This window comes from uncultured Desulfovibrio sp. (assembly GCF_910584445.1).
Classification (GTDB): domain Bacteria; phylum Desulfobacterota; class Desulfovibrionia; order Desulfovibrionales; family Desulfovibrionaceae; genus Desulfovibrio.
The window spans coordinates 58,311-71,877 of sequence record NZ_CAJUBO010000011.1 but is presented as its reverse complement, the minus strand read 5'-3'; the positions used below and the strand labels follow the sequence as shown (position 1 = coordinate 71,877).

Genomic DNA, 13,567 nt, shown 5'->3' with positions numbered 1-13,567 from the left:
TGGCCGGGGACGCGGGAATGGCTTGCGATGGCATACCTCCGCTGTTATCAGGGTAGCGGACATACTGCACGCTGAAGCACAGGCAAAAGGCAGCAAGAAGTGTCGAAGGACTCCTGCCCATACCGTGGTCGGGAAGTCAGCGGCACAGCTTTTTGCGGAGTTCAACGGGAAATCCCGGAGAAATGCCGAGGTGTGCAATGGCAATTAGAGTCAGGAAGAACAGGAAAAACCCCTATCAGGTCTATTGGAGGAACCCGACAACACATAAGCTGGAGAGCAAGTCTGTTGCGACGAGGGCAGAAGCCGAGAAACTCAACGCCCTGATTCTCTACCAGCTCCAGTTCGAGCCGGAAAAGGTGCAAAAGCCTGAATCCACGCAGGCGGAGGATGTGCCGCTCACGATTGAACGCCTTCTCTATCTGTACCTTCAGGACAGGAACTTTACGGAGGCCAACCTTTCGCGGACGCTCGCATGCGTCAAAGACCTGCTGGAACGGTACGGACAGATGAGCGTTGACCGGGTGGACAAGCTGCTCCTCATCGAAATGCAGCGCAGATGCCTTGCAACAGGAAACAAGGGCGCGACCGTCAGGCGCAAGATGGCAGTCATCAAGGCGATGTTTAATTGGGCGTATCGCAACGGGGTCATTGAAAGCCTGCCGCTTTTCCCTGTGGCCCCGACCAGCGTTGCCGCCCGATACATGCCGCCAACGCCGCAGGAAGTCTCGGCGTTATACGAGGTGGCACCCGAGCATCTGAAGCGCGTCATCATCCTCGGCTTCATGTTCGGTATGCGTGTCGGCCCCTGCGAAATGCTCAGTCTGCGCTGGGAGCATGTGGACATCCGTCAGGGCGTCATCCGCGTCCCCAACGCCAAAAAGGGCAACACGGATGCGTGGCGGGAAGTGCCCATCAGGGCATCCCTCCTGCCGTTGGTTCGGGAGTGGCAGGAAAAGGATGGCGCCGCCGGAATCGCCTATGTGGTTTCCTACAAGGGCGAGCCTGTGACGCATATCCGGCATGCGTGGCAATGCGCCCTGAAACGGGCGGGTATCACGCGGCACATCAGGCCCTATGACCTGCGGCACGGCTTCGCCACCGAGGCTATTGCAGCGGGCGCGGATTACGGCACGGTGGCCGCGCTCATGGGGCACAAAAGCCCGATGATGGTTCTGAAGCACTATCAGCACGTCAAAAACGCGCAGAAAGTGACGGTCATGGAAAAAATGCCCCCGATTGTTTTCAGGGGCAGTCCGTATGACCAAAAGGCCGATTCTGTATGACCAAAAAGGGGGCCGGGCAAAAATAGCGTTGCCCTAACCCCCTGAAATCCTTGGTGGGCAGTACAGGACTTGAACCTGTGGCCCTCGCCTTGTAAGGGCGATGCTCCACCAGCTGAGCTAACTGCCCGAAAGTCATGGACGCGCCGTCCGGCGCATGCTGCACGAAAAAAGGTGAGCAGCAGCCTATGCGGGAGCGGCGTCCGTGTCAATGCGCCGGGGCCTCGGCTCCGGCCAGGCGTTGCGCCAGGCGCGTGTAGCGGCGCCGGGTCTTGTTGTTCTTGACGGCCATGTGCAGGGCGCGCGGTTCACCCACCAGAATGACCAGGCGCTTGCCGCGCGTCACGCCGGTATAGATGAGGTTGCGCTGCAGGAGCACATAGTGCTGCATCATGATGGGGATGACCACGGCCGGGTATTCCGAACCCTGCGACTTGTGGATGGAGATGGCGTAGGCCGGGGCCAGCTCGTCAAGCTCGTCGAAGTCATACGGCACCACGCGTCCGTCAAAGGTGACGCTCAGGGTGCGCTCGCGCGGGTCCAGAAAGGTGATGCGGCCCATATCGCCGTTGAAAATGTCCTTTTCGTAGTTGTTACGCACCTGCATGACCTTGTCATGGAGGCGGAAGGCGCGGTCGCCCCGGCGCACCTCAAGGCCGTTGGGGTTGAGCGCCTCCTGGAGCAGGGCGTTCATCCGGCCGGCGCCCACGGCGCCCTTGTGCATGGGCGTGAGCACCTGGACCTCGTCCACCGGGTCAAGCCCGAAGCGGCGCGGGATATGGCGCGTCACCAGATCGACCATGAGGGCTGCCGCGCGCTCCGGGTCGTCCTGGCGGATGAAGTAGAAATCCGAGAGCCGCTCGCGGCTCGATTCCAGCGGGGGCACTTCGCCCCGGTTGATGCTGTGGGCGTTGCAGATGATCGCGCTTTCCGCCGACTGGCGGAAAATTTCCGTCAGTTCCACCACGGGCGCCGCGCGGGAGGCGATGACATCCCCGAGCACATTGCCCGGACCCACGGAAGGCAACTGGTGGACATCGCCCACCAGGACCAGCGTGGCCCCCAGCGGCACGGCCTTGAGCAGATGGTAGAAGAGGAGGCAGTCCATCATGGAGGCCTCGTCCACCACCAGAAGGCCGCAGGCCAGCGGATTGTCCTCGTTGCGGGCAAAGCCGTCCTCGCGCGGGCTGTATTCGAGCAGGCGGTGGATGGTCCGGGCCTCCCGGCCCGAGGTCTCGGCCATGCGCTTGGCCGCGCGCCCGGTGGGCGCCGCCAGGAGGATGCGCGCCCGCGTGGTCTCAAAGAGCTTGATGATGGCGTCGATGATGGTGGTCTTGCCCGTGCCCGGGCCGCCGGTGATGACCAGCACCTTGCTGCGCGCGGCGGCCGTCACCGCGGCCAGCTGCTCCGGGGCCAGCTCGATGGGCAGCTTTGCCGCCGCCCGGGCGGCAAGGGCGTCGGGATCGGGAAAGCGCACGGCCTTGGGCGAATGGAGCAGGCGGTGCAGATAATAGGCGGTTTTTGCCTCGCAATGGTGGTAGCGGCCGAGATAGACGCCGATGTCCGCGCCTTCCGCCGTGTCCGCCTCGTCCGCGGGGTCCGGCGCGGGGGCGTCGTCTTCCGAAAAATCTTCGCGCACAAGGCGTTCGTCGCGCTCCAGGGCGTCCAGGGCGTCCAGCACCGCTTCGGGCGGCGCGCCCACCTGCGCGCCCACTTCCTCCACGAGCCGGGCCTGCGGCAGATAGACGTTCCCCTCTTCCGTGGCCTTTTGCAGGGCATAGAGCGCGGCGGCCTCCACGCGCAGGGGGCTGTCGGGCGCAAAGCCCAGCTTGGCCGCGATGGCGTCCGCCGTGACAAAGCCGATGCCCCGGATGTCCATGGCGAGACGGTAGGGATTTTCGCGCACGATCTCCAGCGCGTGCTCGCCGTAGGCCCGGTGGATGCGGATGCCCAGGGCCGGGGTGATGCCATGCGGCTGGAGGAAGAGCAAAAGGTCGCGCACGCCCCGGTGCTGCGCCCAGGACGCGCGGATGCGCTCAAGGCTCTTGGGTCCAAGCCCGCGCACGGCGAGCAGGCGTTCCGGCGCCTCGTCCAGCACGCGGATGGCGTCCGTGCCGAATTTCGCCACGATGCGCCCGGCCATTTCCTCACCCACGCCCTTGATGAGTCCTGACGCGAGATAGAGGCGGATGCCTTCCTCGGTGGCCGGGAGCAGTTCCTCGGTCTCGCTGAACTCCACCTGGCGCCCGAAACGCGGATTGGTGATCCAGCGACCGCGCACGCGCAGGCGCGTTCCGGCCCTGGGCAGGGTCATGTGCCCCACGCAGGCCACGGGGTCGCGCTGGCCGCGCGGGGTCGGGCGTCGTGTGCGGGCGCTGCCGGGCGTCGGCGCGCTGTCCGTGGCGCCGTCATCCGGCATGAGCCTGAGGACCGTGAAGCCGTTCTCCTCATTGTGAAAGACGATGCGCTCCACCGTGCCGCAAAGCTCCACGGCGTCCGCATCGCGCAGCAGGGGCAGATCGGGCATCAGTCCTCCGGCCCGCGTGTTCCGGCGGCGTTGCGCGCCTTGCGTCGCCGCGACCACCAGAACCAGTCGCGCTGTTCCGGCGGCAGATGGGGATCGCGTGCCTGGGCCACGGCGCAGCAGAAGAGATCATACTGGCAGATATCCACGCGGCGGCCTTCCAGCGCGCAGAGCCGGTCGTAGAGGTCGCGCGGGTCGGAGGCAGCCAGTGCCTCCGGACTGTCGATGCCGAGCCGGCGAAAATCCTCCAGCGTGGCCCTGCCCACGGAGCGCAGGCCCGCGAGGGGGCGCCGGTCGTTCATGGCCGCGGCTCCCCGTCGCCGGTCATGCGCCGCTGGAGCAGCAGGGCGTCGGCCAGGGCAAGGGCGGTCATGGCCGAGAGCACGGGCACGATGCGCGGGATGGCCGAAAGGTCGTGGCGGCCGCCCACGGTGACGGCGGCGGCGTTGCCGTCCGTATCCACGGTGGCCTGTTCGCGGGCGATGGAGGCGATGGGCTTGACCGCCGCCCGGAGCACGATGTCCTGCCCGCTGGAGATGCCGCCCAGGATGCCGCCCGCGTGATTGCTGCCGAAGCGGGCCTCCGGGTGCGCGCCGCAGCCCTGCCCCCCGGCGGGGAAAAGGGGGTCATTGTTGGCCGAGCCGCGCCGTCGCGCGGCGGCGAAGCCGTCGCCCACCTCCACGCCCTTGACCGCGCCCACGCTCATGAGCGCGTGGGCCAGCGTGGCGTCCAGCCGGTCAAAGACCGGCTCGCCGAGTCCCGCGGGCACCCGCTCCGCCACGATGCGCACGATGCCGCCCAGGGTGTCGCCCTGGGCGCGGGCTTCGGCCACGGCCGCATCCCAGAGCGCCGGGGCCGCAGCCGAGGCCGCGAAATAGGCCCGGCCGGAGGCCCCCGCCATGTCCACCTCGGCCTCGGGCACGGCAATGCCGCCCAGCTCCACGCAGGCGGCGCGGATGACCGTGCCGCAGGCGCGGGCGAGCAGCTTTTTGGCAATGGCGCCCCCGGCCACGCGGGCCGCCGTTTCCCGGCCCGAGGAGCGGCCGCCGCCCCGGTGGTCGCGGATGCCGCGATACTTCTGGTGATAGCTCCAGTCGGCATGCCCCGGGCGGAAGAGTGCGGCAAGGTCGCCGTAATCGCGCGAGCGCTGGTCCTCATTGGCGATGTAAAACGCAATGGGCGTGCCCGTGGTGCGCCCCTCGAACACGCCGGAGAGCAGGCGCACGGTGTCCGGCTCCCTGCGCCGGGTGGAGGCCGGCCCGTTGCCGGGGCGCCGCAGGTCAAGCTCGGCCTGAAGGTCGGCCTCGCCGAGCGGGATGCCCGCCGGGCAGCCGTCAAGGACGCCGCCAAGACCGGGACCGTGGGATTCGCCGAAGGTGGTCAGGCGCAGGACGCGCCCGAAAGTGTTGCCCGCCATGCTTTTGTCCAGGGCTGAGGGGATTCGCAGGGCCGCGTGCGGGGCAGGCGGCGGCCAGAGTATAGGAGAGGCCCGCGCCGCTGACAAGCGCGGCGCCCCTGCCCCGCCCCCCTTGCAAAAACCGGCCCTGTGCCTATAGTTTTTTGCCAACGCCCCGGGGCTTGCCGGCGGCGGCACCGCAACCGGAACGAGGAGGACGCATGGGCCGGAATGGTTTCAGTCTGGTGGAAGAACGGCAGTTGCCCGAAGTGGGGGGCACGGCGCGGCTCTGGCGGCATGACGCCACGGGCGCGGAGCTGCTCTCCGTCTGCAATGCGGACGAAAACAAGTGCTTCGGCGTGAGTTTCCGCACGCCGCCGACGGATTCCACCGGCGTGGCCCATATCCTTGAACATTCCGTACTCTGCGGTTCGGAGCGCTATCCGGTCAAGGAGCCGTTTGTGGAGCTGCTCAAGGGGTCGCTCCAGACATTCCTCAATGCCTTCACCTTTCCCGACAAGACCTGCTACCCGGTGGCGAGCGCCAATCTCCAGGATTTTCACAACCTTGTGGATGTCTATCTGGACGCGGTCTTTCACCCGCGCATCAGCGAGGATATCTTCCGCCAGGAGGGCTGGCATGTGGAGGCCGGCCCGGATGACGCCCCCTGGACCTACAGGGGCGTGGTCTACAACGAGATGAAGGGCGCCTATTCCTCGCCCGATTCCGTCCTGGCGGAAAAGAGCCAGCAGGCCGTTTTTCCCGATACGCTCTACAGCCTGGATTCCGGCGGCGACCCGGAGCGCATCCCGGACCTCTCCTATGCCGCCTTCCGCGACTTCCACCGCCGTCACTACCAGCCCGGCAACGCGCGCTTCTTTTTCTGGGGCGATGACCCGGAGGAGGCGCGCCTGGCCCGCATCGACGCGGAGCTGGCGCGCCTTGAGCCGCGCGGGCCGGAAGCGGCGGACGCGGCGGACGCGGCGGACGCGGCCGTGCCCCTCCAGAAACGGCTGGATGCGCCGCGCCGCGTGGTGGTGCCCTACGCGGCGGACCCGGGGGAGACCCGCGCGCTCTTTACCGTCAACTGGCTTCTGGGCGAACGCGGGGATGTGCGCGAGGCCCTGCTCATGGAGATGCTGGAACATATCCTGGAGGGGCTGCCCGGTTCGCCGCTGCGCCAGGCCCTCATCAGCTCGGGCCTGGGCGAGGACACCACGGGCTGCGGGCTGGAGACGGATCTGCGCCAGATGTACTATTCCACGGGACTCAAGGGCGTAAAGCCGGACGACCTGCCCCGCGCCGAGGCGCTCATCCTTGAGACGCTGCGCGGCCTTGCGGAGAACGGCATCCCCGCCGAAGCCGTGGAGGCCGCGGTCAACAGCGTGGAATTCGCGTATCGCGAGAACAATTCCGGCCGCTTCCCGCGCGGGCTTGCGGCCATGATCCAGGCGCTCTCCACCTGGCTCTACGATGGCGACCCTCTGGCGCCGCTGGCCTGGGAAGCGCCGCTGGCGGCCATCAAGGCCCGGCTGGCCGCCGGGGAGCCTGTGTTCGAAGACGCCCTGCGCCGCCATTTCCTCGACAATCCCCACCGCGCCCATGTGGTGCTCCTGCCGGACAGCAGCCTCGGCGAGACGCGGCTCGACGCCGAAGCGGCCCGGCTGGAGGCGTTGCGCGCCGCGGCCTCGCCGGAGCGCCGCGGCGCCCTCGTCCGGGAAACGCGGCGGCTGGAAGAGGCGCAGACCACGCCGGACAGCGCCGAGGCGCTCGCCACCATCCCGGCGCTGGGCCTTGCCGACCTGCCGCCCCAAAACCAGCCCCTGCCGCTCACGGAGCGCCGGCTCCCCCAGACCGCCCTGGCCCATGAGCTTCCCACGGCGGGCATTGCCTATGTGAGCCTGCTTTTGCCCGTGACGCGGCTCCCGGAACGGCTGCTGCCGCTGCTGCCGCTCTTTTGCCGCTCCCTCACCGAAACGGGCACCGCCCGGCGCGACATGGCGGCCCTGGGCGCCCACATGGCCGCCAAGACCGGCGGCGTCGGCGCCACGCCGCTCTGCGGCCTCAAGCTCGGCAGCCGCGAGACCTTCTGCCATGTGGCCCTCAGCGGCAAGGCCGTCTATGACAAGATCCCGGATCTCTTCGCCATCCTGGAAGAGATATTGCTGGAACCCGCCCGCGACCCGCAGGTCCTGCGCGAGCGGGCGGGCCAGATGCTGCTGGAGGAAAAGGCCCGTCTGGAATACGGCATCCAGGCGGCCGGGCACGCCACCGTGGGCGCGCGCCTGCGCGCCCGGTACACCGGCGAGGGCGCGCTTTCCGAACAACTGGCGGGCCTGACCTATCTGGACTCCGTGCGCGGACTCCTCCGGCGGCTGGAAGACGCGCCGGAAACGGTGCTGGCCGATCTGGAGGAAGTGCGCCGCCGCATCGTGGCGGCCGGGGGAGCCATTTTCGACTGCACGGCCGAGTCCGCTGGCCTGGCCCTGGCCGAACGCCATGCCGCGCCCCTGCTCGCGCGCCTGCCCGAAAACGCGGCGGCCGACGGCGTGGACATGCGCGCGCTTGCGCCCATGGACGGCCTGCCCCGGGCCGAGGCGCTGCTGGCGCCGGCCCAGGTCAACTATGTGGGCAAGGCCGCCAACCTCTACGACCTCGGCTACCAGTGGCACGGCTCGGCCAGCGTCATCCTGCGCTATCTGCGCATGGGGCGCCTCTGGGACGAGGTGCGCGTGCGCGGCGGCGCCTACGGCGTCTCCTGCTCTCTGGACCGCGTGGGGGGCACCCTTGTCTGCGCCTCCTACCGGGACCCCAACGTGGAACGCACGCTGGAAGCCTATGACGGGCTGGCCGCCTTTTTGCGCGCGGCCGCGCCGGACAGCGCCCGCCTGACCCAGGCCATCGTGGGCGCCGTGGGGGATCTGGACACCTATCTTTTGCCGGATGCGCGGGGCGCCAAGGCGCTCGGCTGCTGGCTGAGCGGCACCACGGAGGAACTGCGCCAGCGCACGCGCGAGGAAATGCTCGCCACCACGGCGGAGGATTTCCGCCGTTTCGCCGACACGCTCGAAGCCGCGGCCGGCGCCGGGGAGATCTGCGTCCTGGGCGGGCAGGCGGCCGAGACCGCGGCCCGGGAGCGCGGCTGGACGTCGCGCCGGGTGCTGTAGCGCATGGACGGCGCATGCGGGCCGAATGCGGCGGCCGGCGCGGAAAACAGGCCGCGTCCCTGCCTGCTTGTCCTCGGGATGCACCGCAGCGGCACCAGCGCCCTGGCGCGCGGGCTGGCCGTTCTGGGCGCGGACCTCGGCGACGAGCTGTTGCCGGAGCATCCCTGCAATCCGCGCGGCTTCTTTGAAGACAGGGATATCTACGCCTGCAACAAGGCGCTTCTGGGAGCGCTCGGCCTCGCCTGGGCCGATGCCGCGCCTGTGGAGCCGCGCCGTCTTGTGGCCCTGGCCGCCGGCGAGACCGGCGCGCAGGCCCTGGAACTTGTGCGGCGCAAGATCGCCGGGCGCCCGCTCCCGGCCTTCAAGGACCCGCGCATGTCCCGGCTCATGCCGTTCTGGCGGCCGGTGCTGGCGGCGGCCGGGCTGATGCCGGCCTGCCTGCTGGCCCTGCGCCATCCCGACGCCGTGGCGCAGTCGCTGGCGCGGCGCGACGGCATGGCCGCGGAGACCGCCCATGCGCTGTGGCTGTGCCATACCCTCGATGCCCTGGACGGCAGCCGGGGGCTGCCCCGGCTGCTGGTGTCCTATGAGCGCCTGCTGGCCGCGCCCGGCCGCGAGCTGGCGCGTATCGGGCATGCCCTGGGCCTGCGGGTGGACGCGGAGGCGCTCGCCGTCTTTGCCGGGGAATTTCTTGACGCCGCCCTCTGCCATCATGGCGCGCCGGCCGCCGCCGGTGGCGGGGAGGAGCCGCGCGGCCTGTGCGCCCGGCTTTCCCCGCGCCTGCATGCGGCGCTGGAGGAACTGGCGGCTGCCCTTCCCGAAACGCTGGAACAGGGCCTGGCCCGGGCGCGTCTGGCGCGTCTGCGGGGACAGGCCCGGGAGGCGCTTGCCGGGGCGCGCCTGCCATGAGGCTGGCCGCGCCGTCCTTCGTCCTGCCCGGCACTGTGGCGGAAAACGCGCGTTTTCTCGCCGGCCGGGTGGAGGAGGTGGCGCTCTGCTGCTTCGAGACGGCCGCGTGCCTTGCCTATACGGCCGCGGACCTGCCGCCGGACCTGGCGCGTCTGCCCCTGCGCTGGCACCTGCACCTGCCCGTGGACCTGCCGTGGAAGGAGGGCGGCCATGCGGCCGCCGGCGCGGCGCTGGCCGTTTGGGACAGGGTGGCGTATCTCGGCCCGCATCTGGCCGTCCTGCATCCGCCGCCGGGCGCCGACGGTCCGGAAACGGCGGCGGCGCATGCCCTGGCGGCATTTGCCGACCGCTGGCGCCGGAGCGGGGCGCCGCAACTCCTGCTGGAAAATATCCGGGGCTGCGAACTCACGAGGCTGGGCGCGGCCTTTCTTGACAGGCATGGCCTGGGCGTCTGTCTGGACGTCGGGCACCTGCTGGGCTATGCTCAGGCATCCCTTCTGGCGTCGGAACTGCCGGAGCGCGCGCGGCTCATCCATTGGAGCGCGCCGGGCGACCGGCCGGGGCATGACCGGCACCTGCCGCTGGACGCGTTCACGCAGGAGCAGCGGGCGGTGGCGCAGGCCCTGTTGTGGCGTTTTTCCCCGGAGGCCGTCCACCTGACCGAAGTCTTTGACTGGGCGGGGGTGGCGGCATCCCGGCGGTATCTGGCGGAGCTGGCGGCGCATGCGGCGCCGCGGGCACGCTGAAGGAGGACGCATGGCGGCGAGAGCGGAACAGATCCTCGGCTTCAGACAGTGGCGGCAGGCTCTGGTGAAGGACGAGCGCTGGTGCATCCTCATCAATGCCGACCCGGACGCGCTGGCCTCGGCCCTGGCGCTCAAGCGCATCATGCACAACAAGACCCATTCCGTGGACATCATGCGCATCAACGAGGTGACCCGGCCGGACAATCTCGCCATGGTGCGCTACCTGCGTATCCCCGCCAGGCCCTGGCAGCCGGAGCGCGCCTCCTGCTACGACCACTTTGCCATGGTGGATTCCCAGCCCGCGCACAATCCGGCCTTTGCCGGCCTGACCTATGGCCTTGTCATCGACCATCATCCGCTGACGGATCTTTCCGCCCTGCTCGAGCCAGACGCCTTTTGCGACGTGCGGCCGGATGTGGGCGCCACCAGCAGCATGATGACCCGCTTTCTCCAGGCCCTGCGCCTGCGGCCCGGGCCTTTGCTCGCCACGGCTCTGCTCTACGGCATCCGCACGGATACGGGCGCGTTCGAGCGTTCCGGCAGCGAGGAGGACCTGCGCGCCTACCAGTGGCTTTCCCACCATGCGGACGCCAATCTCCTGCGCCGCATCAGCCGCAGCGAATACCTCCGCGCGTGGCTGCCGTTCTTCTCCCGCGCCTTTCGCAGCCTCACGGACTGCCGGGGCGGCGGCGCCTATGCCTCGCTCAACGAGATCAAGAGCGCGGACCTGCTTGTCTCCGTGGCGGATTTCTTCACGCGGGTCCACGGACTCAAGTGGATTGCCGTGAGCGGCCTGGTGGGCAAGACGGTCACCGTCATCTTCCGGGGCGACGGCAGCCGCGACATCGGCCGTTTCGCCGATGCCTGCTTCCATGATGTGGGCACCGCCGGCGGCCATCGCAACATGGGCCGCGCGGAATTTCCCCTCGCGGCCGTGCCGGAGGGCGTGAAGCCCGTGGATTTCGTCCGCCGCAGGCTCATGACCCGCAAGCTCCGCCCCAGGAGCCACACGCCCGCCGCCCTGCCGCCCACTCTCCCGGCGCTCTCCGCGCCGGAAAGCCCGGCCGGGGCATGACGCGGCATGACGCGCCGGACGCCGGCGCCGGAACGGACCCGGAGCCATGCCTCGTTCGCTGCACGGCGGCGGAAATGGCCCATCTGGCCGCCCGGGACGCGGCGCTCGGCCGGCTCATGGACGCCGTTGGTCCCCTCCGGCGCGAGCGCATCCCCGACCCTTTCATGGCCCTTGTCCACGCCATTGCGGGCCAGCAGATCTCCGCCGCCGCGCATGCCACGGTCTGGCGGCGGCTTCTGGAGGCCTTTCCCCGTTTCACGCCTGACCGGCTGGCCGGCGCCGCGCCGGAAGAGCTGCGCGCCTGCGGCCTGTCGGCGCGCAAGGCCGGGCATGTGCGCGAGATCGCGCGCCGCGCCACCTGCGGCGAGCTGGACCTCGCCTCGCTGCCCGCGCTGGAGGACGCGGCCCTGTGCGCGCGCCTCTGCGAGCTTCCCGGCGTGGGCCTGTGGACCGCGGAAATGGTCATGATCTTCTGCCTGGAGCGGAGGAACGTCCTCAGCGCCGGGGATTTCGGCATCCGCAAGGGCCTGCGTATGCTCTACCGCAAGCGGGAGCTGACCCCGGCCTTCATTGCCCGCTGCAAAAAGCGCTATTCGCCCTGCGCCTCGGTGGCGAGCCTCTACCTTTGGGCGCTGGCGGGGGGCGCCGGCGGCGCGGACTACGCCGACCCGGCGCAGGCAACGGGGAAACAGGCGCCGGGGAGCCTGCCGCGCGGGCGGTGCCGCCGTTCCGCGCCCCGGTCCGCCGGGGCGTCATTTGCCCCTGTCCGCCACGACGACCAGCATGGTCGAGAGCACGATGAGCGCGCCGCCGGCGAATTCCCGCAAGGTCGGGTTTTCTCCCAGAAAGAGGATGCTCAGCGCCACCGCGGTGATCGGCTCAAGAGCGCCGAATATGGCCGTGGGCGTGGGACCGATGCGGCGGATGGCCCTGATGGTGAACAGCAGTGAAAGCACTGTGGGAAATATCGCCAGGGCGGCCAGGTTTCCCCAGTCAAACAGCGTCCCCGGGAGGACGAGGCTGTCTCCCGCGGCGACGGCGGCGAGAAAAACCAGGCCGCCGGAGAGCAGCTGATAGAGCAGGGACTGGACGGCGGGGATATACGGAAGCACCTTCGAGACCTTGATCATGACGAGATAGACGGCATACAGCAGGGAAGAGACGAAAATCAGGACAAAGCCCTTCATGCCGATGCCCGCATCCTGCTGCGCCGGGTCCATGAGGAGGTAGAGTCCCGCGCCCATCATCAGCAGGCATATCCCTGTACTGAGCCTGAATTTTTCATGGAAAAACAGCGACATCAGCAGCGATGTGAGGATCGGATACATGAACAGCAGGGTGGATGCCACGCCGGCATCCATACAGGTATAGGCTTCGTAGAGTGTCAGGGATGACATCCCCATGATGATGCCCAGCAGGGCCACGGGGAACACCTCCCGCGCCCGCGGCAGCAGGCGTTCGGAACGGAAAATGACGATCGCCGCCAGCAGCGGGATGCCGAGCAGGTACCGGAACAGCAGGACGGAGACCGGATTCATGCCCGTTCCGTACAGCGGCACGGCGAAGATGGGGTTCGTGCCGTAAAAGGCGGCGGCAAGCGCCGCCAGGATGTAGCCTCTGGCCCGGGCGGACATGTGTGTGACCGGGGCGCGCTTTAGTCTTCCTGCCTGCCGCAGACCAGCCCCAGCCTGCGGCCCGATTCGGCATAATGCTCCAGCAGGGCGCGCTCGATGATGCGCGGGTCGCGGCTGCGAACGGCCTCGTATAGCACGGTATGGCGCTGGTAAAACTCGCCGGGGGAAAAGAGCGTGTCCCAGCACTTGTAGTAGAGGAATTTGGAGATGTGCGCGCAGGAATTGCGCGCGATGCCCGCCATGAGCCGGTTGCGGCAGGGGGCCAGCAGGGCGTCGTGAAAGGCTTCGTCGATCTGGCTCAGGGCGGCCAGGCCCGGGGCCGTCCTGCTTTGCCGCGCCATCTCCTGGAGGATGCCCTCCAGGTTCGCCAGGGCGCCCGCGTCCCAGCGCTCCAGGGACTGGACGATGCACGCGCCTTCCAGCGTGCCGCCCAGGCAGTAGCTGTCCTCGATCTCCTGAAGGGTGAGGTGGCGGATGCAGCGGGTCTTCTGCGGTTCGCCCGTGACCAGGCCCTGCAGGAGCAGCCCTTGCAGGGCTTCGCGCACCGGGCCGCGGCTGATGCCGAGATGGCGCGCGATCTCGGTCTCGCGGATGGGGTCGCCGGGGGACAGGGTGCCGTCAAGAAGACATTGCTTGATGTAGGCCGTGGCCTGTTCGGCATAGGTCTTGATCTGGGACAAGGGCAGCCCTCCTCGAATGAACGTATGAGGTAGCGCCGCCCTTGTCCTGTGTCAATCCCCGTTGGCGTTTTGCTATGGGCCGTCAGGCTGTGCCGCCCCGCTGCTCCACCGAAGGCCGGACAAGGCCAAGGATGAGCACCGGAAGGGGCGCCAGAC

Annotated in this window: 10 protein-coding genes, 1 tRNA gene and 1 pseudogene; 6 read left to right on the top strand and 6 right to left on the bottom strand. The window is 68.8% G+C overall.

Features of this window, described 5'->3' with window-relative positions:
* Positions 1-197 precede the first annotated feature (197 nt).
* Positions 198-1,283 carry a site-specific integrase gene (locus QZ294_RS06820; protein WP_297048276.1) on the top strand — a complete coding sequence of 362 codons (1,086 nt, stop codon included), beginning with the start codon at positions 198-200 and terminating at the stop codon, positions 1,281-1,283.
* A gap of 51 nt (positions 1,284-1,334) precedes the next feature.
* Here QZ294_RS06820 and QZ294_RS06815 read toward each other — a convergent pair.
* From QZ294_RS06815 to aroC, 4 genes are all read right to left on the bottom strand, one after another.
* A tRNA-Val gene (locus tag QZ294_RS06815) sits at positions 1,335-1,410 on the bottom strand.
* 78 nt (positions 1,411-1,488) lie between these two features.
* The gene (locus tag QZ294_RS06810; protein WP_297048274.1) at positions 1,489-3,807 is read right to left on the bottom strand and encodes an ATP-dependent RecD-like DNA helicase; all 2,319 of its coding nucleotides are present in this window, start codon (positions 3,805-3,807) and stop codon (positions 1,489-1,491) included.
* Positions 3,807-4,106 carry a helix-hairpin-helix domain-containing protein gene (locus tag QZ294_RS06805; protein ID WP_297048272.1) on the bottom strand — a complete coding sequence of 100 codons (300 nt, stop codon included), beginning with the start codon at positions 4,104-4,106 and terminating at the stop codon, positions 3,807-3,809. The genes QZ294_RS06810 and QZ294_RS06805 overlap by 1 nt, the downstream gene beginning before the upstream one ends.
* A complete protein-coding gene (gene aroC / locus QZ294_RS06800) occupies positions 4,103-5,221 on the bottom strand; it encodes a chorismate synthase (protein WP_297048270.1) in 1,119 nt (372 codons plus the stop codon). Before aroC ends, QZ294_RS06805 begins: the two co-directional genes overlap by 4 nt.
* Before the next feature lie 200 nt (positions 5,222-5,421).
* On the opposite strand from aroC, the gene QZ294_RS06795 reads away from it, so the two are divergent.
* The 5 genes and pseudogenes from QZ294_RS06795 to QZ294_RS06775 form a co-directional block, all read left to right on the top strand.
* Complete coding sequence (locus QZ294_RS06795) at positions 5,422-8,367, top strand: insulinase family protein (protein ID WP_297048268.1); 2,946 nt, start codon at positions 5,422-5,424, stop codon at positions 8,365-8,367.
* Positions 8,368-8,370: 3 nt separating this feature from the next.
* Positions 8,371-9,276, top strand: a complete 906-nt coding sequence (locus tag QZ294_RS06790; protein ID WP_297048265.1) for a glycosyl transferase family 1 — start codon at positions 8,371-8,373, stop codon at positions 9,274-9,276.
* The gene (gene cbiR / locus QZ294_RS06785) at positions 9,273-10,022 is read left to right on the top strand and encodes a cobamide remodeling phosphodiesterase CbiR (protein WP_297048263.1); all 750 of its coding nucleotides are present in this window, start codon (positions 9,273-9,275) and stop codon (positions 10,020-10,022) included. Before QZ294_RS06790 ends, cbiR begins: the two co-directional genes overlap by 4 nt.
* A gap of 10 nt (positions 10,023-10,032) precedes the next feature.
* Complete coding sequence (locus QZ294_RS06780; RefSeq protein WP_297048261.1) at positions 10,033-11,097, top strand: DHH family phosphoesterase; 1,065 nt, start codon at positions 10,033-10,035, stop codon at positions 11,095-11,097.
* A pseudogene (locus QZ294_RS06775) lies at positions 11,094-11,639 on the top strand (DNA-3-methyladenine glycosylase); the annotation flags it as partial. The gene QZ294_RS06780 and the pseudogene QZ294_RS06775, both read left to right, overlap by 4 nt.
* A gap of 210 nt (positions 11,640-11,849) precedes the next feature.
* Here QZ294_RS06775 and QZ294_RS06770 read toward each other — a convergent pair.
* Positions 11,850-12,731, bottom strand: a complete 882-nt coding sequence (locus QZ294_RS06770) for a DMT family transporter (RefSeq protein ID WP_297048259.1) — start codon at positions 12,729-12,731, stop codon at positions 11,850-11,852.
* A 20-nt stretch (positions 12,732-12,751) separates the two neighbouring features.
* The gene (locus tag QZ294_RS06765) at positions 12,752-13,411 is read right to left on the bottom strand and encodes a GntR family transcriptional regulator (protein WP_297048257.1); all 660 of its coding nucleotides are present in this window, start codon (positions 13,409-13,411) and stop codon (positions 12,752-12,754) included.
* Positions 13,412-13,567 lie beyond the last annotated feature (156 nt).